Below are 21,740 nucleotides of genomic sequence, written 5' to 3'. Positions count from 1 at the left end.
AGAGCATTACCGCGTAAGGACGACCGGTCCATATACGCCAAAGGGCATCAAGCTATAAGAATCATGCAACGTCGCATGCTCATCACCCGGTGGTACCACACTTTCCATAATCGCCAGATTCCGATGGGGCCCATAAAGATTCTGTGCCGTGTTAAAAAGCCGAAGACTGATCCTATTAGTTCCCACCTTAAGCACATCTCCTAAATAAAACCGGTATGGCGGATACATCCGTACAGCCGTCTTAGCATCATTGACATACAGTTCCACGGCCCCTTGCACCTCACCTAGATCCAGCCACTCCTCACCGGTTACCTTATCTATAGTGATGGACTTTTCGTATACCACACTTCCCCAATAAAAGGGCAGACCCTGTGTAACCAGATCACCCAAGGCTGGATTAACCACAGGCAAAATTGCTGGGTACCATTTCTCTTCCTGCTTCTTCAAGCAAACAGCAAACTCCCCGAGTAAATGAAAGTCCTCTACCCTTCCCTGCCAATCGCCTAGGGAGACAACCAACGTATTTAGTCCCTTCTCTACTGCTCCACCGATAGGTGCTAGCTGAAACTCTTTGTTTGAAGGGTGCGTCAATGTATGATCCACCCCTATGGACTTACCATTAAGCCACAGTGAGTACTGATCAAGATTCTCACCCATGAGGTGCGTTACCGTATCTGTCAGTGCTTCAAACTCCACCATGATCGTCTCTGGCATCTTTGGCAACTCGCCTAGCTGCCTCAAAAGTAAATGACCCACTTCAGACACGCAGCAATAATCCAGCACACAGATGTTCTCCCTTGCGCGATGAATCCCCCAGTCCTTAATCACTTCTTGGTGTTGCTGAACAGAAGACAACCGAAAAAGACTTCTACCAAGTGCCTCAGGCTGTGGCTCAGGGATTACCTTCCCAACACACTCGTAGGGCAATATGTGGCAGCAACCCCAAGGAGGTAACGCAAAGCCTTCGGGCCAATCTGCACCGCAGTAAAGGGTCTTATCCGTTTCTGGATCATAGATGGCCCAATTACCAGGCGTTGTTACAGACACCGTCCGATACTCAGGGGAAAGATTTACAAGAAAGTACTCGCATCTGTCCTCAACCACTCTGGTATGTACCATCACTTCCAAAAGATCATCACCTTCTAACTCAATATCCGCAGGTAGACTAGTTAGAAGCGCACTACAAGAGTCTACCACCCTCGCATGGGGAAACAGGGTATTATCCCCTGAGCCAACCACAGGGTAGTCCCACAGACTGCCATCTATGAAGAGTCGTTTAGGCGGATCTATGAAGATGAGATCACCGCCCGCAAGACTAAACTCCTGCAACAGCTTCACGGTGCTTTCATATAAGTTGACTACCGGTGGCACCAGGACCGTCTTGTAGCGCATATCTCCCACCTGCAAATACCCATTGGAAACAAAAGCCCACTCCAAAAGGATCTCCTCATCACCATACTCAAAGCTAATCCTGTTTTGTAAAAGCTTTAGGGATATGCTCGCAAAGACATCTTCGAGTTCGATGCCGGTGGAACTTTTTGGTGATAGGTCAACTGTATCTGCTGGAATTGTGAAATCCCGGCGAATATCAGAACCATTGTGCAAAACCCAGGCCGAGGAGATGGGGTGCATGATCAGCACATCAGCTTTGTATGTTCCTCTTGTTAGCAGTCTCGTACTCCGGGCCAGTTTTGCCTGAAATGCAGAGGTTAGGTCCCAATAGGGCTGCTGAAAGAAATAACTGGGAGGACAGTCCCGTTTAGCGATGCCGCCAACGGTATAATAAAAGGCATGCTGGGAGAACACATTGATGCCCAACAGATGTGCTAGGTTCAGCAACAGCTGCTGCTCTACTAGGCTGACTCCCCAACCAAGATAGGTCAATACCTCCGCACTACAGTGACCCCCTTTGAGCTGATTGGCCACCGAAGAGACCTGTTTGTAAAGTGTAATGGGAATAACTCCATTGGCATTACGAAGCTTGTGGGCATAGGCGCCATCGGGCATGCGCATGAAGAAATCATCAATACCAGGTAGATGCTCCCGGGCATAAAACTGCATGGTAGAACCGACGGAATTAACGATCTTGCCGATGTCTCCCTCATCATTGAATAAGTGCCCCGTAGCCTTAAGGCCCCTTGCCTCACACCAGTTATACAGCCGTTCCTGGAAGGTGCTACAGAACAGATTGGTAACCAACCGGCGGTAATCCATCCGGATCTTCTCACAGCCAGGTAGATCCAGCACCAAGGCAGGAAGATGATCCAGGAGACTATACCCATAGGTTTGGGAAAATATCTGTTCCAGGGAGCCTGTATAGGCTAGACCCTGATGTAGATGATGAAATCCCACATCATCGGTATAAAAGTGGGTGATCGGGTTTCCGAAGTATTCCCCTAGCTCCTGTTCATATCGGTCATGGGTCATGGAGATAAAGGTCTCTACAACCTCTGGGTTTAGGGTATCAATATATCGATCCCAGTACCGAATTGAAAAGGCCAACACCCTAGCATCATCGGGAAGAACCGCCAGATCCAAAGGCTCGCTAGGATCGTCAAGGCTAAAGACCCGTACCGTGTTAGCACCTACTCTTGCTTGTAGTGCCGTGGTGCACTCGAACCACAGATATTGCTGTCGGTAGTCCGGACGCATGGTAGGGATCCTATCCCCAACTGTACCACTAGGATAACCGTCTTCATCGTAAATCCAAATCTCCAGTCCCAACTCAATTGCTTTCTCACAGCAAAACCTCACTAGTGCAAACCAACGCTCAGATAAATACTCAGTCTGATTACCATATCGACCGTGGATCGCAAAGCCACGTAATCCCCACGCGGCACCAAACTGCATCTGACTGGCCAATTCATCTTCAACCTGTTCTCCATTCCAAAACCAAAAGGGCACTGCCCCAAAGCTACGCAAATCCCAAGACACCTCCGCCACCAAAGCCTTATCGTAAATCTATCTTTGCCGTAACCGGAATAAACGTTAGTATACTTGTTCCTCTTGATTCGAGATCATATCCAAGGAAGCAACGTATGAAAAGAAGTTACAAAGAGATACCCTACACAGTTAACATCAACTTCGGACTTTAGGAAGGTGGTAGCAGGTCGCGCTTGCGACCTACTACCCATACCACACCTTAGTACATTTCGGGACTATTTCCCCTGGATTACATCATCAACGATCTCATCGAATTCCCGCAGTACAGCGGTAATGCTGGCCTCACCCTTGAAGGCACGGGCAACAGGCTCCTGGAGTATATCGACAATGTCCTGCCATGCTGATGTTAATGGTGTATGTGGTACACCGTAGGTTAGGGCCGTCAAAGCAGCCGCATTATTGTGTCCATCGGCATCCAACCATTCGGGATTAGTGGCTACGGAAACCCGGGTTGGAATGCCTCCTCCCTTTGCTGTTCCTAGTGTCATGATCGGGGAGGAAAGAAGGAACTGCAACCACTGGAACGCTGCCTCGGGATGGGGCGAGCTTGAAGCAATACAAAGTCCATGCATGGCGGAAGCACAGCGCAGATCATCTCCGGCATCTGGCCCAAAGGGCACCGTGGTGAAGTCGTAATCAAAGGGTAGATTCCGCCAATCACCCTTCTGTCCCCACCAACCGATTTCCATGGCCGACTTTGCCTGTTCAAAGACATCCCATACGGAGTCTGATCGGGCAACACGGTGCTCGGCAACTAAGCTTACCCAAAACTCCGCCGCTTTCAACGTTTTCGGATCGCTTAGGTTGGATCTAGTAGGCAGGATTTGGCTATCCGTATAACCAGCTCCATTGTATTGTAGCAGCCAGTTAAGAGAGCCACCATTGCGTCCCCATCTGGCGAAGTCTATGCCCCACCGCTTATCCACAGTAGTTAGTTTCTTGGCTTGGGCCAATAGATCATCCCAAGTCCAATTCTCATCGGGGTACTGTAGCCCCATTTCCGCAGCTACATTCTTGTTATAGAAAAGGACTTCAGATTGTGCCCATACATAGGGCAGACCATATCGTGCATCGCCCCGCTCCAGCCAGCGATAGCTCCCAGGCCAGAAGTCTTCCTCAAGGTATGCCCTTCCTCCACTTGCTTCAAGTAGGGAATCTAAGGGTAGGAGCATACCCCTTTCAACAAATTCTGCAAACCAAGGGGCATCCACGACCATAGTATCAACCAGACCAGAGGCGCTGTACATGATCATATCATCCCGCACCCCAGGTACTAGTTCAATCACGATATTCGGATGCTCCTGCTCAAACTGCTCTTTCGCAACTTGCCATACATTGTCCGGGTTTCCGCCCCACCACACATGCTTGATCACAATGGTATCTTCAGCCGCACAGGCAATTTGGGTTAGTACAAGAACCAGCAAAACGGCTAGATAGCCTATTCGTCTATTCATAATCTAACCTCCACATCTATGGAATTTACCTCTGAGCTAACTAATTCAAGTTGGACTTGCTCCATAGGCTCTACCTGTTTACGGCCCTACTTGTTCAATACACTGATCTTCACATTGCGCATGGTCATCCCGCCTAGGACATTCCTTAGGAAGAAAACGCCCTCATCGGGAGCTCCATCTCCGGATACATCAACGGAAAGGTCCGTTACGTCAGCTATTTTCAAGCTAAGCTTATCACCCACAGCCTCTACAACTACCTGTAACCATTTATCAGCAGGCACCCCATCGGGACATACCGGTTCTAACCATTTCCGTAAGCCCCAAGCACCATCCATCCGGTAGAATCCGCTCCAATCTTTCTTGGCCTGTAAATTGAGCCCGTAACCATCGGTGTAGTTAGGTATCGCCCGGAACATCAGGGTGAACATGGCTCCGGCATCCACACGGAGTTCACACTCTAACCGGAAGTCTCCTGCGGTAACACCCTCGATGGGACGCAGTCCGTCCTGGGGCCCTAGAATGATCTCATCGGCCTGGTAAATCTCCACCCACTGGCTACCATCATTAGCTAATCCTACAGCACTAACACACAACAAAACACCCATCACTACCAAAATAGATAAACACCAATTCTTACTTCGCATCTGTTAATCCTCCTTCGTTGTATCTACTGCAAGAACACATCATTAAACACCGCTGATCAAAATCACCTAGCATTCTAAACCAGGTAAGGATAGTAATAGCCCAAAGATCACCCCCGGTACTGTAAGCTTGCTAGCGCTCGGTTAATTTGCTGATCCATCAGGTACGCTGATCCGCAGGTTTCTGATCTTGATGCTGCCCAAGACATTTCGCAGAAACATCGCCTGATAGTCATCAGAAGTATCCTCTAATACCTCATAGTAGAGTTCCGTAATTCCCTCGACCTCTGCCCGCAATTCTCTGCCCACAACCTCCATGGTCAGTTTGAGCCACTGGCCTGGAGGCATGCCGTCCTCGTGCACTGGCTTGAGCCATTCGCGTAGGCCCCAACCGCCATCCATTCGGTAGAAGCCACACCAGTCTTTCTTGCCTTGTAGGATCAACCCATACCCGTCGGCTTGATTATTCGCAGCCCGAAACATGAAGGTGAACATGGCCCCTTCTTCTATACTGACCTCACACTCTAGCTTAAAATCCCGCGCACCAAGGTCCTCAAACCGCGAGAGCCGATCATAGGGCCCAAGTTCAATAACGTCTTCTTGATATATTTGCACCCAACCATCATTGTCGGCTGCCGGGATTGCTGGCTCCTCCTTGGCAGCTACCTCCACCGGTGCCTCTACTACTTGCGTAGTGCTGGGTAGTTCTAGATTAAACACGCCTCCGTCATCGGTGATACCAATTAGCTTTGGATGAGTGGGAATCTTCTCATTGTCATAGGTACCGTAGCCGTAGAAGTACTGCTTTCTGATCTTGTGGTTGAAGTTCTCATACACCTCAATACTGTAGATAGAGCAGTCATAAAAGGCCATACCGGAGGGAAAGTTATGATTATCTAAGGCATCAAAGATAATACCAATGCAGCTCGGATCGTAGCAGGCAAAATGGCACCGGTAAAAGGAGATAGAATCTACGAATTTGAACCAGGCACCAATGGCATTCTTCGCACTGGCGGTATCAAACCGGCAGGTCCTAAAGGAGCTTAACCAGGTATCATTTTGCACACCGTAGTCACCATCCATGTACAGTCCAATGTGCCCATCCTGAGTTGAAGCAACAGAGAGGTTATCAAACTGATTGAAGATGTTGTAATTGCCAGTTGGTGCGGCACCCCCTGTAATCAAGAGGCCAATCTCCTTAAACTGCGCAACCTTGAGGTTCTTCAGGACAGTGCCACTGATCGCTTGTAGCTTAATCCCCACATCAGCTTGGAGCGCACCACTAATAAAGATGTCTTCAATATGCACATCGCAAATGCGGCCTCGCACATCAATGACCGCGGGCATCGGTTTGAACGCAGTAATCATTGTTGGTACCCGGTAGGGATCATATACAGCAAACCCGGCGCCTTCACCGACTAGTTTGATGCCATTTCTCGTAGAGAAAGCCGTCCCACCGTCTCCATCCCCAATGACAATCGTTTGGGAAATGCGGTAATCACCACCGGGGAAATAGACCGTACCACCCCGGGGCGGTAGACTATCAATGGCGGCTTGGATCGCTAACGTATCATCGGTCTGTGTTCCCTTTGCCCCAAACCACTTCACGTTCACCCGGTCATCGGTAAGTAACCTCTTCCACCTACCATAGCTTGGATTAGCCCCGGGAGTAATAATCGTCCCTCCATTGTCCCCTTCCCGGGACGCACTATCCCAGTAAAAAAGGCCAGCTCCTCCATCGTCAGGATAGTAATACCCCGCAAGCAATACAATCGTCTTATCCGTAGGTACATCCATGGACCTTAGTTCCCTCATTGACGAGGCATAGTAGACCACACTAGGTACAGCACTAGCCTTGATTACTTGGGGTAAGACCATAATCGTTAGGGTGAAAAATGCAAGAAACATTAACGGAATTCTCGTTCTGGTAAGCAACTAGACTCCTCCTTCGCCATTACAAGACCCCTTTTTCGGGTCCCTATCTAGTAACAACTCCCCTGCCATATCTAACTGTTAGGGATATACGGGGCGCTACACCTCTTCTTTCACAAAACCGATGTGCACAAAGCTCTGATTCTATTCAGTCCGCAGCACCTAAAGCGAAAGCTTAATACCGGTTGCATACTCAAATCCAGCATAGATCACCCCCTGCACTTATAGAAAGTCTCCTCCGGTAACTCCAAGGTACCCTGTGAAGCACTACTATGGACCCAGCTTGGTCGTGGATACTTCGGTGGTTCATGAGAGAGTTGGGTTTCACACCGACGTGCTAAGTAGCACCATGGGGCTATGCGCGGTAGCTTAAGTATAGGGAGCGTTTAAATCCAGGTTCGCATCATGCCCTAAGGGAAGCTCACCAAAGCCGTGCGGTATTCCTTTTTCAGAGACAATCAACCGTGATCAGTGTTTGGAGCACATTGTACTCAACTGCGATAACCTATCTTGTTCCGGCTCCAGCAACTTTCTCAATACAATGATCCTCTCACAACGATTGATCATAAACTTTTTTCTAGTGGCCGTAGTCTGACTAGCCACAACGCAAGTGGACTAGTGGCCCGATACACCCCACCCGGACGTAGGGCCACAGAGATAAACCCCAACTTCGATACAGTTGGTTACCCCTAGGGACCGTAAGAACCGACAAAGCTCCTTTATCGGGCCACAGCACAGACCTTAAAGCATCCAAGACCTCACTAGTCGTCAAAGTCTGGAATTCCGACATAAATCCCAAGTCTACAGAGGATATTAGCAACAAACATGTTCATTTTTCGTAATCTAATCAACATTATGAACATAGTAAATATTACTTCGACCTGTCAACCGGGAATTTGTGGACTAGTATGCCCATCGACTTCGGGTCCTGGAGGAATTGACCCCAAGACCAATCCGCCTATGAAGTTTTCAAGGTACAGAAAACAGAGCGTCTCACAAAAGGCATTTCTCTATACCATTAATACTGTCTGTTTTTTCGAAAGATCCCATGGAAGGTATTGGTACCTGGAGCCAAAGAATCCGATGAGTACCGCCGTAACCCCCTATTGGCTTATCCCATGGCAATCCTGCAGCTATAGGTCAATCCGGTTACCGGTTGCGGCAGACTGATAGGCAGCTTCTGCAATTCGTACTGCTGCAAGGCCTGCCTCTCCTCCAGTAGTAATTGGGATATCATTCCGGATGCTGTCTACAAACTGCTCGATCTCCGTATCCCAACCGCCACCAATACAGTCTTTGATCTCAACCCATCCTTCGTTAAAGTCATCAACATTGAAGATACGCGATTTGTCTTCTGGCAGGTACAGACGCAGGGGCGTGGAATAGTCATTGATCAACGTACCCTCGGTGCCATACAGTTCAAAACCAATGGCTCCCGGTTTTGTACTCCACCCGACTTCGATGTAGCCGATCTTCCCCGAGCCGAACTCAATAATCAGGATCGCAGTATCCTCCACATCTATCTCCTTAACATAGGTACCACAACTAGCTTTGACCGCTGTGGCCTCGCCAAAGAACCACCGCATTAGATCAATGGCATGGATCCCCATATCCAGTAAAGCTCCGCCCTTTGCTCTCTCTCGATCGAAGAACCAATCGGTCTTTGCAGACCAGCTTTTGTAGGGTCCATCATGGGAAAACCTGATTCTCATGATATATGGAGAGCCAATCACGCCTTCATCGATGATCTGTTTGGCCCTAATGTTATGGTGCATATACCGGTGGGTGAAACCAACAAAGAGTTTCTTGCCCGCAGCATCCCTTGCCTGTAACATGGCCTGTGCCTCTTGAACGCTGGTAGCCATGGGCTTTTCACACATGACGTGTTTTCCCGCACCCAACGCAGCAATAGTCTGCTCTGCATGGAGGTAGTTGGGGGTACAAACACTTACAGCATCTATATCTTCTCTTCGGATCAAATCATGCCAATCGAGGTAGCGATCGCTGATTCCGTACCGATCCCCAACATCATTTAGGATCTGTTTATCAATATCTGCGATCGCCGCGATCTCCACCTTATCACTGATGCGCCGGTAACCAGGAATATGTACCGCTTCCGCAATCGCACCACAGCCAATTACCCCTACCTTCAACTTCGCCATCACCTAACACCCCTATCCCATTCTATGCTTCCAAAAGTCCCCTCATGATTAGGCGGTTATACCTTACTGTAATAGCCTTCAGAGATGTGTTGACTAGCTTATCTTCCCTTGTTGGTATATCCGCTTAACCTAACCTTTATAAATACATTTCGTCATCTGATCTGAAACTCCTTCCTCTAAAGGGCAAAGAATTACAAAAAGGCAAGAGTCACTTAAGTCGGCAGGAAATACCTCTGCAAAACCTAGGCTATTACGTTATTGCATCCAAATGCTGTTTGTCTATTACGCTAAGGCGCTAAACCGGGGTCCACTATACGCACCACAGGACTGACGAACCACCAATTCCGGTTGGAGCACAATATTGGAGGACTGCTGTCCGTCAATCTGCTTCAAAAGAAGTTTAACTGCAGCTGCACCTAGATCTCCCTTGGGTTGATGAATAGTCGTAAGACCCGTAGGCATAAATTCTGCAATAGCCAGATCATCATAGCCAACTATAGCCACATCTTCTGGCACCCGCACTCCCCGATCAATTGCCGCTTGGGTTGCCCCCCACGCGGACATATCATCACAGGCAAAGACCGCCGTAGGAGGATTGGCGCCATTCAGTAACCTTTCCATCGCACCGTAGCCGCTTCTCCAGTCAAAACTACATCGCTCAACCAGTTCTGGAATGCAGGGTACCCCAGCCACGTCCAAAGCCAGCTTATATCCGTGGTATCGTTCCTGACCTTCCCTTGTGGTATGTTCATGGAAATGGGCAATACGGGTATGGCCAAGATCAAGAAGATGTTTCGTTGCCATATATCCACCGGCCTCATTATCTACTAAGACATAGGGAGAGCTAAGTTGAGGATGGTTAGAGCATAGTTGCACCATTTTGATGCCGCGTCCGGTTAGTTCATTTAGGTATTTTGTTCCCTCATGGCTTCCGCAAAAGGATGAGGCACCTGCCATGTAGATGATACCATCAGCCCGCTTCCGCCGCAGGGCTTCAAAACACGCCTTTTCCTTGGTAACATCATCGCCTGTACTATAGAACAACAGGCTGTAGTCAGATTTGTCCGCTTCATCTTGTATTCCTTGGACAATCTCAGCCATAAAGGAAGCCGCTAACTTTGAAACCAACAGACCGATCAGGAACGTCTGTTTTCTAGCAAGGGCCCTTGCACTAACATTGGGCTCGTAGTTTAGCTCCTCAATTACAGACAATACCCGTTTCCGGGTGGCATCGCTTACCCTGTGCCTATATGTGTTATTGATTACCCGCGAAACAGTACAAACCGATACTCCGGCTTCCTCTGCAACATCTTTCAAAGATACGGTCATTGTAATAATCCTCCATGTGATACTAAGGTTAAGCACTTATACCTTATTCTAAAGGAGTGGGCTACAAACGTCAAGTAACGCAAGCATGGGGGGACTAGGGACTCATGAATTTGTGTGCAAATCAGCGTCGTTGAGTATTAGTCCAGATGTCCTAGACTTCCTTGCCGCACCACGAAGTACCTGTCGATGAAACCAGCAATCAGGTTTGATAGCACCTGCGACTAACCTTTTCTCCCGTTAGTTAGCTTCCTAGGTTACTCTCAAACCTGCAGCCTTCCCAAAAGCCACTGTGCCGATGCCTTTGTGCCCTCGGTCTTGGTAGGCCTTAAAAATCTCTCGCCCTTTCCTGTCTCTATCTCCTTAAACTATGATAAGCCACGCTCCCTAACACAGTCTTTGGTTTCCCGATTCCCTGCTGTTCACCAAGTCTGACCTAGAACATGCCCTGCTTAGGGCGAAAACTGTACAAAGGAAGCTCTGGTCGATCATCACAGATCATCAGGACCTTCTAGCGTTGATCAGATGACACACACTGGGATCTGACGGCTGGTTGAAAATATCGGGTTATGAGCAAGGACATTCACTACAACAATACAAATTCCATTGAGGGTAGAGGCAGGAAAAAGAGCCTCCCCGCCTTTACCCTTATTCATTGGACTAGGTTTTGATTACTTGGTCAAGATGGCGTTAAGACGCTCATCTACACTTTGAACCATGTGCTCAATGGGATACTTTCCTCCATCAAAGGCCATGTTCCATTCTTCTAAGAAGACCCGATCCACATCAGAAGCAACAGCCGGGTTCTGAGCCCGATTATACAGGAACTGGGCATCTTTGAGAAAGGCAATTTTATTTACACCCGGGACAGGACTTTCAAGCCAGTCATCGGACATCGCCACCTCTTGCACAGCTGGTATCTGGAAATTGGGGGCCAGAATTCGCTGCACGTCTGGTCGCACAAGGTATTTTAGAAACTCCCACGCAATGTCGGGGTGTTTCGTTTGTGAACCAATCTTCAAGCCATCTATTGCTCCAATGACAGCGCGTTCCTTATTCTGTGGAGCTTGCTGGACCTTCCACTTAAATGGCAATTCGGCCCGTGCAAACTGCCCAACCCGGGCAGGCCAATGGGTCAGCATAGACACCTTATCCTGCATGAATATGTTCACACTTCCACCGGGAAGCTCGCCTGGCCTAGGTACAACCGCATGCTCCCACCTCAAATCATACAAGAACCGTAAGGCTTCCCTTACCTGCGGAGTACTAAATAATGATTCGGTGGGATTAGACCAGTCGTCGAAGGGAAGCCCGCCAGCTTGGATGATCCACGGTAGTATCTCATGTAATGCGTGGACCTCTAGGACATAGCCTGCCCGGACAATCTCGCTCCCATCGTACATCGTCAAGCGTTTGGCCACATGGAGAAACTGATCCCAGTTCCAGTCCTCAGTGGGAAGAGCAAGACCCGATGTATTGAAATGATCAACATTGATATACCAATCTTCCAGTGCTACCCCCATCGGAATTGTAAATCGTTTGCCACCATATGTGGCCATTTCCCAAAGACCCGGCAGCAACGAATCCTCGATTTGGCCAATATGCGGATCACTTTCAATCAAGTCACTTAACTCAAGCAGACCATCGGCAGCCATCAAAGCATATGCGACCGCATCATCTCCGCCAATTAGGTCTGGGCCTACTCCGCCGGCAAAGGCAACCAAGGCCTTGTCTCGCAGATCAGTAGGTCCTGTGGCTGGTTGGAGTTCAATACTCACTCCTGGATTTTCCTCTTCAAAACCTTCTATTACTTGCTGGAATCCAGCGATCAGACTATCTGGTCCAAAGGTCATAAAGGTGAGATGCACCTTTTCACCAATAGCTAACGAGGACAGCATAAGTGGAATGAACAGGGCTACAATAATTACTCTCCAATGAAATTTCATTATGTTTCATCTCCTCTCTTAAATCATATATTTGGATATGTATGGGATAATATGAACGCCAGCCTAATCCACCCCCTCTAGTGAAGACGTATTTCCGCAAAAGCCCAGGCAGAACAGAATGTAGCTAATACACTTCGCTGGTCAATGCTAAGAACGGATGTAAGGTACCTACAGACTGTTTATTTGATCGTACTCTCTCACAAGCCCACTCCTATGGCTATTTCAGTGCATTCAAGGGGAATCGGCAAACCACGATGTCCTCCTTAAAGACGGAGTAGATGACAAACCCTATCCCTTCCACCATGATCAAGTGGGGATAGCCGTAACGCCCGCCCTTATGCAAACCCTCCATCCGAGGAACGCCGCAAGGTTCACTTCCTAAAAGAAAGTGACGGTCAAACACAACACCATCTTCACTTAAGGCCATAACAAGAGGGGTACGACCTGAATTTGGTTTCGGTGTGCTGAGTCCGTAGAAACGTCCATCAGGGAGCCGGCCAAACATGTGCTTGCTGTTATCGTCAACAAAGGATGTCATGCAAGGCTCAGACCACGTCTGTCCGTGATCATGGCTTGTTGAGACTGCTAAACGGTTTTGGTTGGTCCGGAGCATCATATGAAGTACGCCATCATCTGTTTCGAAGAACGACCCTTCACAGTATTCACGGGCATCACCCCGATACCGGCAACCCCTATGGAAGCCCTCGGGATCATCGACGTACCAGTCAGGTAACCTAGGTAATCCGGTCACGTACCATGGGTTCGTACCAACGGGATCGTCCGTATAGGGAAACCATAGATTGCCGGGCATAATCAGTCGACCGGTACTAGTTAAATGTGGACCCCAATTGGGAACAAATCGATCAACCACAATCCCTTGATCCTTCCACGTAACACCCGAATCATCGGAGACCATTGCACCGCAATACGTGTTCTGATGCCACCATTGATCCACCGGTGCCTCCCCCGCACCCTTCTGCTGCCGGCGTCCGTCAGCAAGACCTGCCCTGGTAAACTCATAGTAACCATAGTAAGCTATCAGCTGATCCTGAAATACCCGGATCCCGCCATTTGTTATGACTGCTGGCGCGTACTCAGCGTTTGCACGCTCAACGATAGTACAAGGAGTAGTCCACGTTACTCCACCATCCTCGGAGACTGACATGACCATCCGCTGTCCTACATCGTCCTCATCCAAGTCCCCGCATGACCAAGTCGCGTACAAACGACCAAATGCAGCTGTAATCTGCGGATGATGGTTAAATGCAGCCCCCTTGCTTCCCCGGAACACGAGTCTGCATTCGGTATTAATCTCGATCTGTTCTTTTTCGCCCCAACAGTTGGTGATCGGTGAAACAAAGCAGTTACTGACGGAGTTGCTTTTCATCCTCTAATCCCCCCCATGCTATAGACCGAAGGCAATCGTATCGTGATACCAGATATCAATTGCTTTCAAAACCTGAGGTTCAAGGTTGACTGGCCATCTGGTATACAGCTGAAAATCTAGACCGCGTAGGCGAACAATGTACTTCGCAGCAGCAGGATGAGCCCGAATGAGAAGTGAATCAAGAAAGACAAGTTCTCTCTGCAAAACAGCTGCCTCCCTATCTGTATCCTTCTCGACGAGAGCCTCCCAAAAACGAACGACCAGATCGGTATTTGAGGTAGAGGTTATTGCCATTAGTCCTCCTGCCCCTGCCCGAATGGCATCGGTAGCAAATGCAGTATTAGCTTGGAAGACGACTGCGTTGGGTGCAGACTGGATCTTAGAGGTGATCCCCTCGATGGTGCATGTGGTATCCTTGATGCCAAGAGCGCCATACTCTACTAACCGCGAGAAGCTCTCATGGGATATGAGATACGGCTCCACTTGAGGCCATTCGTATAAGAATACAGGGACTGTAGAGGCTTCGATCAAAGCACCAAAGTATGCTTCAAGTCTCGAAGGCTCCCTACCAAGACCGAAAGGTGGAACCAGTACAACCCCGGATACACCCGTGTCAATCATTCTATGTAGCTCTTCACGATGCCTTGAACAATCCGGCAAGAGATTAGCAGTAGCAACAACTGGTACCTTCTTGGCACGGAATACTGCTCTTTCTGCCAGTTCCAATCGTTCCTCCATGGTAAGCCACTTCATTTCACTTGAACCGCATACGGCAAAAAGTCCATGCGGCATTTGAGCCAACTGCCAATCGACATATGCTTCGTAAGTCTGCCAATCAATCGACTTGTTGTGATCAAAAGGTGTAAGCAATAAGGACATGACGCCTTGGATCGGTGCACCTGCTCGGTTTATGTTATCCATATTCTCCCCCATGTTCCATCGTAGTCGCTCCACCAAAAGACCCTAGGAAGCGCCCATTCTCTCAACAGCAAACAATGTGTAAGTAAGACGATGTACCGACTCCATAGCTGATATACCGCGTGATAGCTAATCTGACTCAATGAGCTGCCACACGCTTTCTCCTACCATTAGTGAACCTCAACTGCAGAACCCTATTCTTTCTGTGTCTATGCGTCGCTATTCGGCACTCTAAGACAGTCTAGCTTGTTCCGTGCACCCTGTCTGTGGTCGTCTTTAGGCATGTCAGACTACCTCTGCTACACTGCTGTGCCATGACCATCGTTAACCAACATCCAAACCCTCTTCTATTGTATGCCTTCCCGAGCCCATCCATGACTAGCCGTTTATACCTTGCTATCATTGACTTTACGCAGAGACTAACTGTCCTATCCGTCCTTGTTGGTATATCCGGTTAACCTACTTTATACTTATATTTCGCTGTTCCTTTCAGAACTCCTTCCTTTGACATGAGTTGTATCAGATAAAAGCTGGATCTCTTCCCTTAGTAACCCATAGCAGGCACCCGTACGCCCAAAACCATATCCTCAAGCCTCCCACAATGCAATCCTGCAGCAAAGCCTCCTCTCCCTTGACGGCCTACTTCTGCAGGAACCGGGGAGACAATTGGACTGTCTGTCTATACCTTGGTAAGAAAACACAGAATGTAAAGAGTTCTTGACATCCTTGGAAGAGCGTTGTACAGTGAAAATGTAAAGAACATTTGACATTCTAGGAGGGATAAGATGAAAACGCAACGCTTTAAAAAGGCAGATGAAATGGAAAGGTTCATTCAACTCCAGGCAATGAAATGGGCCTATGCATTTGTGATTTTAGCACTACTGGCTGCCATGGTTTACGATAACATTATCATGAGACAGCCTCTAAGTAGACCTTTCATGATCTTGATTTCGCAAAACATAGTTCTGCTAGTAGCACAACTATACTACAAACATAGGATGACCGCAGATGGTGAGTTAAAGGACACCCCCATACTCAAGCTCTCGGTAATCATCCTAATCATTGCGTTAGTAATCGGTTTCATCAGTCTTGTGGTGTTTAGACCATGAGGAATATCATTAAGCAAATCCGAAAGGAACAGGGACTACGTCAAGAGGATTTGGCTAATCTCGTAGGCGTTTCACGGCAAACAATCATTGCCATCGAAAATGACCGATACGATCCATCTTTAGCATTAGCGATGAAACTAGCTCGCGTACTGGATAGCTCTGTGGAGGCACTTTTTACTTTGGACTAGATCCTACGGTTTAGCCCCTGTGATCGGTTTCTAGTCTTAGGGTCCTTAGATTACAAGGCCTTACCACATCGTTCTAGATTCGCTACTTGGCCCTTCCTGAACGAATTCTCCATAATTCATATCGTTGTAGGCTTCGGAACGAATCCAAGAAAGCATCAAGTTTTGAAAACAACTACTGCTGACATGAGTCCATGAATTCGATATGCTTTTTGCGTCCACAAGCTGTCTAAATCGACCGATATACGCACCCCCACAAGATAGGAAACACACAAGATTATCTATGGACCTTATGCCGAATATGCATTATGCTTTTATTGTACACTATCTCACATCATGAAAGGAGAACAACATTGCACAAACTACGTATCGGCACGCTTGTACCTGGGAACATGGCACTTAAGGTCATCCCGCAGATTCTACCATTAGGTTTTGAGTCTTTTGGTCTGACCTTCTGGGAAACCATTGGCGATATTAATTTACCCCAACTAGCCCAAAGATTACAGGAAATACTGGAAGGACACGATGTTGTGATTTCGAGCCTATCCGTCTCCAATAACGCATTGGTTGAGGATAATGACAAAGCTGTGGATGACTGGAAACAGCTCATTGACCATGCACACCTTTTTGGCACTGATCTGGTAACTGGCTTTGCCGGAAGGGTCGTCAATGAACCTATAGAAAAATGCATACCGCGCTTTCGCGAAGTCTTCGAGCCCTTAGCAAAACGGGCGGAAGATCAGGGGATCCGCCTAGCCTTTGAAAACTGCGGTATGGGTGGAAATTGGCATAGAGGAGGCTGGAACATCGCCCATGGCCCCACCGCGTGGGAAATGATGTTTGATGCACTCCCTGCTGAGAATATCGGGTTGGAGTGGGAGCCTTGTCATCAACTGGTTAATCTCATTGATCCTGTACCCCAGCTTCGGAAATGGGCCCATCGGATCTTCCACGTACACGGCAAGGACGCCACCATCGCCTGGGACATTATCCGAGAATATGGGATCAACGGACCAAAGGCATACGCTTGGCACCGAACACCGGGTTTTGGAGACTCCAACTGGACAGACCTGATCACAATCTTGCGCCAGTCCAACTACCAAGGCACCATCGATATCGAGGGCTTTCATGATCCTGTCTATCGGGGTGATTTGGAGATGACCGGACAAGTACGTTCCCTGCATTACTTAAAAGAGTGCCGGGGCGGAGACTTTGTGCCAAGTCCCTATTAGAGTAGGAATGGCTTCTGGAAATGTGATCGCATGCGAAAACTGTCCCAGACCTGAAACGAATACGCCCCAGTAGACAAGACCACCGAACCGTGTGTCCTTGTTCAGCTGTCTTTATGAGATGCCTGGGGGCTCGGTCCTGAAACAACCCTGATTGCCAACATCAAATCCCAGGTGGAACCGGTCTCCAAGTGAGAACTACCTTTGGTTCCATCTGGGTCTTTTATCACCCGCCAGCAGGAGTGGTCTTAAGTACCACTTACTCCCCATTGCATCTACCGGCGGCCCCATCACAGAAACTATCTGCCAATGACAATGGGGAGTAAGTCTGCTGACACAAAGCACTACTAGAGAATCAAGTGCCGACCCTCATCCCAAAGACTGCAACTAACTGCCGATTCCTTGTGCTCTGCCCTTACCTGTTTTGCAAAATCTACGCCCTAGACACACCTTTTACGGAAAGACACCAAACCTCGCAGGTCTGGAAAGCTTATTAACGGACGCCGCCACCTCCACCTCCGACACCACCGCCTCCACCTCCGGAGAATCCACCACCAGCACCACTGCCCGAAGCACTCTGGCCAGTTGCTGCCGCGATGGACTGTTGGAAGCTTTTTTGCATGGAGCTTGTGAGTTGACTAAGACTCCGCTCGAAATTGCCCATACCCCGCGTCCCTATATAATACCAACCGTAACCGAACCGGTAACCGTCATCCTCTAATCCCGGATAGACCACCTGTAGTTGCTTGATGACCTCTTTAGCAACACCAAGGGATACGGCGTACACCAAGTAGTGCTCCCAGATAACCAGTGATGGGATCTCTCGGCGCTCAATCTCGGAGAAATGCAGGAGAAACTTACGAAAAGCCCTCCACTTGGCAAAGTCCTCAGCACCCTCAAGGCTACGACGATGAATCGAAGCTCCTCCCAAGATGACGATGAACCCACCGATTAGACAAGCAAAGCCCGTGGCCAACCAATTCATGATAAACGCTGGGATTACCAAGACAAGAAGTAGCACCCCCAAAAGAAAGACTTTCTTTCTTGGGCCCGCGTTAGTAGTGTCAAAGAAACCATGGCGTTCTGCTCGGGATTTCACTGAGCTTTGCCATTGCTGCCAAAACGAGGCAAAGGTAGTTCGCTGTTTCTTCGCAAAGTCCTCTAGATCCTTAAAGCTAACCGAGCCCTGCTCTTTATTGGCAACTGTGTCAAATAGGAGATCCATCACTCTTTTTTCATGGGGTGCTAAGGGTTTACCATCACCTTCAAGTCTAGTCATCATATAATCTGTATCTTTGCGCCGCCTAAGGATCCCCGTCTTCTCGGGAGTGATCTCTTCGATCTTGATCCACTTCCGCCGGGCCAAGTCTAAGACAGTGGCCGTAAGGTCCTTCGTGGATATGGTCCCGTTATAGTACAAGACCGACATCTCCGCTGGAGAGTAGTCCTTTGGCAGTTCCCGGTAATACTCACCATCAAACTGTGGCCTGTACTCCCTGCCCCAGAGCAAATAGGCACGAATAGCCATTACTAGGGAACCGATGACAATCAACACAGCCAGCACCCAATTCAGCCGCGCTTGGAACCTTGCCTGGTTTGCTTCCTTGGCCCAGGCCTGCTCTTCCGCTAGGATGTCATCTAGGGCTTGTCGGTGGGTAATCACAGCATAGGGAGCAGAGGCCTGGAGCAACTTCTTGGGAAAGGTCACCCGTCCTTCTAACATGGTCTTAACCGGCAGAGGCTCTACAGTCCAGCGAACCCTCTGCCCATCAAGGATCTCCACCACACCGTTTAGCGGTCCATGCCCCCATGCCCGCACATCCTGCTTACTAGCCCCAGGGGGTAGATGCAGCAATACTTCCACCTGGTTTGTCTTCTGTTCCCAATGATCCCCCACGAACTTAACGTATAATTCACCTACGTCTTCATGCAGACTCACCGCTTGCCCGAGTACATAACTTAGTGTAAAGGTACGGACCTCATCCCGGGCTGAATAGCTCCAGTCCACATAGACCGACCGGGGCTCCTGCCGTACAAAGAAAGTCCCCGCAGGACCGATCTCCGCCCTTGGGTTCCGTTCATATAACCGATCACCCTCCCGCACCTGAATGTCCCGCACGGTAATTTTGGCCGAGGTATCGATCCACTGGTACAGACCTGAGAACTGACCATTGAACCGCACGGTACGGTGTTCTTCTACTCTGAGGCTACCATCCTCCAGCAGCCATGCTTCAATACGCAATCGTTCAAAGGAGTAGCTTCGGGCTGATGCTGCCTGTGTCCCTAAAGAAAGCAGCAGCAAAAGAAAAACCGCCCACCACCAATGCTTAGAACACTTCATCATGTTCTTTGCCCCCTCAAGATAGAGTCCCTAGGAAAAGTCCACGTTAATAGGTTGCCGTTCCGTTGCTGCTTCATCCAGAGTAAAAAAGGATTCGTTCTGGAAGCCAAATAATCCAGCTACTAGCACAGCGGGGAACCGTTGGACCCGAATATTATACTTTTGGACTGTGTCATTATAGAATTGGCGCGAGTAGGCGATCTTACTTTCCGTATCCGAAAGCTCCTTCTGCAACTCCCTAAAGTTGGCATCAGCCTTCAGCTCCGGGTAGTTCTCAGCCACCGCAAACAGGGTCCGCAGAGTACTACTTAGGGCAGATTCAGCTTGACCAGCCTCGGCGGGTCCACCAGCTGACATGGCCTGAGTACGCGCTTTGGTCACCTCTTCCAAGGTCCCCTTCTCGTGGGCCGCGTATCCCTTAACCGTATTCACCAGATTAGGAATCAAATCATAACGTCGCTTCAGTTGCACGTCCACTTGGGCCCAAGCGTTTTTGACTCGCTCTCTCAGAGTGACTAGCCCGTTATACAAGAAGATTAGGTAGATCACAACTACACCTAGAATCACAAGAAACCAGTTCATCGGAAATCATCCTTTCACAATAGTCCTTCTTTGCGTTATTCCACAGAGACAATCCTAATTCCTTGAGACCCAGCAGACCGCCGAAATATTTTCGGTAGTCTGCCCATGTTCCGGACCCACTAGAAGATGGAGTTCACAACAAAGGACTAAACCTTTCCTACATATTCTGCCCCGGACAATGGATGCAGTAGTATACCTTTAGGAGAGCAGAACGGGGAAATAATTGAAAGCACATTATTGGCTTTGCCAAATCTCAAACCCATGTCATCTGGACCCTTTTGAGCAAGTTCGAACTGTCGAGACAAACCCTCTAGGTTAGGTAATAAGGACAAATCGCTAAAGTGTGTGGGAGGAATTGCCACCGAGTTTAGAGCTAACCCTTTCAGTCCCTGACAGGGCATGTCTATTTGGGGCTCTTTCAAGCATGCCTAACCAAGGGAAGCCCATTTTTGTTAGTAATCCTTATCGAAAAACCGTGGGGCATCGGTACCCCCAACTTAATCCCGCACTCCTTACCCCACCATTTTAAACCAGCCTCATCATCTCCGATGGGAATAGCACCCCACCACCGCTGTAAGGGTACGTCCCCTGCTTCGGCTCCGCACTAAGGCATACTTTGATTGACCAATCGGCTGATCTAGTCCGGGGGTCTTGGAAATTGGGGCTAGAGGTCCTGATCTGTAGGTCCTCAGCACTAACTCGGTAATCCTTGCTGCAGCATTAACTAGCTCTTAATCCTTTTTCGTCTACCAGGCAACAACCTGGGCTTTCCTTAGGGGTGCAGGCACATAACTCCGAAAGGACTACCACCAACTTCGTAGGTGATGGCTACCTAAGAACTGCGCTCATATACCACCGCTATGGCGGTGTTCATGTTGTACCACTGTACAAAAGTAAGAACTAAGAGCGTGCATGCTCCAAATCTGTGAATCCCGGTAGGGATAGCTTGGACGATATTTGCACGTTCTAAATACCGACTCCGCATACGGGTTGTCGTTACTTACGCCGGGAGGACTTCTTGAAGGTGTTGTGCCAAGCTTGTACAAGGTCTCAAGTAGTATTGCACCCTTCATTGGACTACCGTTATCGGAGTTATCCGAGTGCAAAACCAACGGTCTGCTACTAAGGATTAGCTGCTCAGACAAGACTGCACGGCGAATGAGGATACTTGCATTATCTGCGGATTCCTCCGTCCAGATATCCCAAGCAACAATCTTTCTGCAAAAGAGATCCAGGACAATAGAGATAATGGAACATTCCTCTGACTGGTCCAGGGAACCATGTTATGTCCCACATCCAGACTTGGTTTGGGTCGGTGGCACAGTGGGATTGGAATGCAATTGGTCCTTTATGAATGGAGAACGAAATGCTAAAAAAAGCCGCGGCCTACTTTGCGAAACATCTGAAGTAAAATATCTCTTTGTTCAAAAGAACACTGAATATCCCGTTACAAAGTGGGCCACCATGCTGAATTTCTCAACCAGTGGGTACTATGACTGGTTGAAAACCAAAGAGAGACGGGATAACAAGCAAAAGGAGTATGAAGCAGCCATTACAAAGATCTTCACTGACAGTGGAAGAACCT

At 48.7% G+C, this 21,740-nt stretch carries 14 protein-coding genes and 1 pseudogene; 3 read left to right on the top strand and 12 right to left on the bottom strand.

Annotated elements, in window-relative coordinates; all coding sequences use genetic code 11:
* Positions 1–6 precede the first annotated feature (6 nt).
* From M0Q40_08700 to M0Q40_08660, 9 genes are all read right to left on the bottom strand, one after another.
* A complete protein-coding gene (locus M0Q40_08700) occupies positions 7–2,922 on the bottom strand; it encodes a hypothetical protein (protein ID MCK9222683.1) in 2,916 nt (971 codons plus the stop codon).
* A 236-nt stretch (positions 2,923–3,158) separates the two neighbouring features.
* Positions 3,159–4,397, bottom strand: a complete 1,239-nt coding sequence (locus M0Q40_08695; GenBank protein MCK9222682.1) for an extracellular solute-binding protein — start codon at positions 4,395–4,397, stop codon at positions 3,159–3,161.
* 86 nt (positions 4,398–4,483) lie between these two features.
* Positions 4,484–5,041 (bottom strand): hypothetical protein, encoded by a 558-nt coding sequence (locus tag M0Q40_08690; GenBank protein ID MCK9222681.1) that lies wholly within the window; start codon positions 5,039–5,041, stop codon positions 4,484–4,486.
* Between the two features lie 141 nt (positions 5,042–5,182).
* Positions 5,183–6,973, bottom strand: a complete 1,791-nt coding sequence (locus M0Q40_08685) for a hypothetical protein (protein ID MCK9222680.1) — start codon at positions 6,971–6,973, stop codon at positions 5,183–5,185.
* Between the two features lie 1,130 nt (positions 6,974–8,103).
* Positions 8,104–9,132, bottom strand: coding sequence for a Gfo/Idh/MocA family oxidoreductase (locus M0Q40_08680; GenBank protein MCK9222679.1), 1,029 nt, complete (start codon positions 9,130–9,132; stop codon positions 8,104–8,106).
* A gap of 282 nt (positions 9,133–9,414) precedes the next feature.
* Positions 9,415–10,461 carry a LacI family transcriptional regulator gene (locus tag M0Q40_08675; GenBank protein MCK9222678.1) on the bottom strand — a complete coding sequence of 349 codons (1,047 nt, stop codon included), beginning with the start codon at positions 10,459–10,461 and terminating at the stop codon, positions 9,415–9,417.
* Positions 10,462–11,129: 668 nt separating this feature from the next.
* Positions 11,130–12,404, bottom strand: a complete 1,275-nt coding sequence (locus tag M0Q40_08670) for a sugar ABC transporter substrate-binding protein (GenBank protein ID MCK9222677.1) — start codon at positions 12,402–12,404, stop codon at positions 11,130–11,132.
* Positions 12,405–12,621: 217 nt separating this feature from the next.
* On the bottom strand, positions 12,622–13,791 hold the full coding sequence (locus tag M0Q40_08665) for an exo-alpha-sialidase (GenBank protein MCK9222676.1): 1,170 nt from the start codon (positions 13,789–13,791) through the stop codon (positions 12,622–12,624).
* An 18-nt stretch (positions 13,792–13,809) separates the two neighbouring features.
* Positions 13,810–14,745, bottom strand: a complete 936-nt coding sequence (locus M0Q40_08660; GenBank protein ID MCK9222675.1) for a dihydrodipicolinate synthase family protein — start codon at positions 14,743–14,745, stop codon at positions 13,810–13,812.
* A gap of 749 nt (positions 14,746–15,494) precedes the next feature.
* On the opposite strand from M0Q40_08660, the gene M0Q40_08655 reads away from it, so the two are divergent.
* The 3 genes from M0Q40_08655 (at position 15,495) to M0Q40_08645 (ending at position 17,235) form a co-directional block, all read left to right on the top strand.
* Entirely contained in the window at positions 15,495–15,818 is a 324-nt protein-coding gene (locus M0Q40_08655; GenBank protein ID MCK9222674.1) for a hypothetical protein, read from the top strand.
* Positions 15,815–16,006: a helix-turn-helix transcriptional regulator gene (locus tag M0Q40_08650; GenBank protein ID MCK9222673.1), complete on the top strand. Its 192-nt coding sequence runs from the start codon at positions 15,815–15,817 to the stop codon at positions 16,004–16,006. The genes M0Q40_08655 and M0Q40_08650 overlap by 4 nt, the downstream gene beginning before the upstream one ends.
* 305 nt (positions 16,007–16,311) lie before the next feature.
* Entirely contained in the window at positions 16,312–17,235 is a 924-nt protein-coding gene (locus M0Q40_08645) for a sugar phosphate isomerase/epimerase (GenBank protein ID MCK9222672.1), read from the top strand.
* Positions 17,236–17,725: 490 nt separating this feature from the next.
* Here M0Q40_08645 and M0Q40_08640 read toward each other — a convergent pair whose 3' ends face one another.
* From M0Q40_08640 to M0Q40_08630, 3 genes and pseudogenes are all read right to left on the bottom strand, one after another.
* Positions 17,726–19,576 (bottom strand): DUF2207 domain-containing protein, encoded by a 1,851-nt coding sequence (locus M0Q40_08640; GenBank protein ID MCK9222671.1) that lies wholly within the window; start codon positions 19,574–19,576, stop codon positions 17,726–17,728.
* Positions 19,577–19,603: 27 nt separating this feature from the next.
* On the bottom strand, positions 19,604–20,155 hold the full coding sequence (locus M0Q40_08635) for a LemA family protein (GenBank protein ID MCK9222670.1): 552 nt from the start codon (positions 20,153–20,155) through the stop codon (positions 19,604–19,606).
* Between the two features lie 938 nt (positions 20,156–21,093).
* Positions 21,094–21,484, bottom strand: a pseudogene (locus M0Q40_08630) (DDE-type integrase/transposase/recombinase).
* Positions 21,485–21,740 lie beyond the last annotated feature (256 nt).

Source organism: Limnochordia bacterium, assembly GCA_023230925.1.
In the GTDB taxonomy this organism is placed as follows: Bacteria; Bacillota; Limnochordia; order DUMW01; family DUMW01; genus JALNWK01.
Note: the sequence above shows the minus strand (reverse complement) of the source record. Positions and strands in the feature narration are given on the sequence as shown.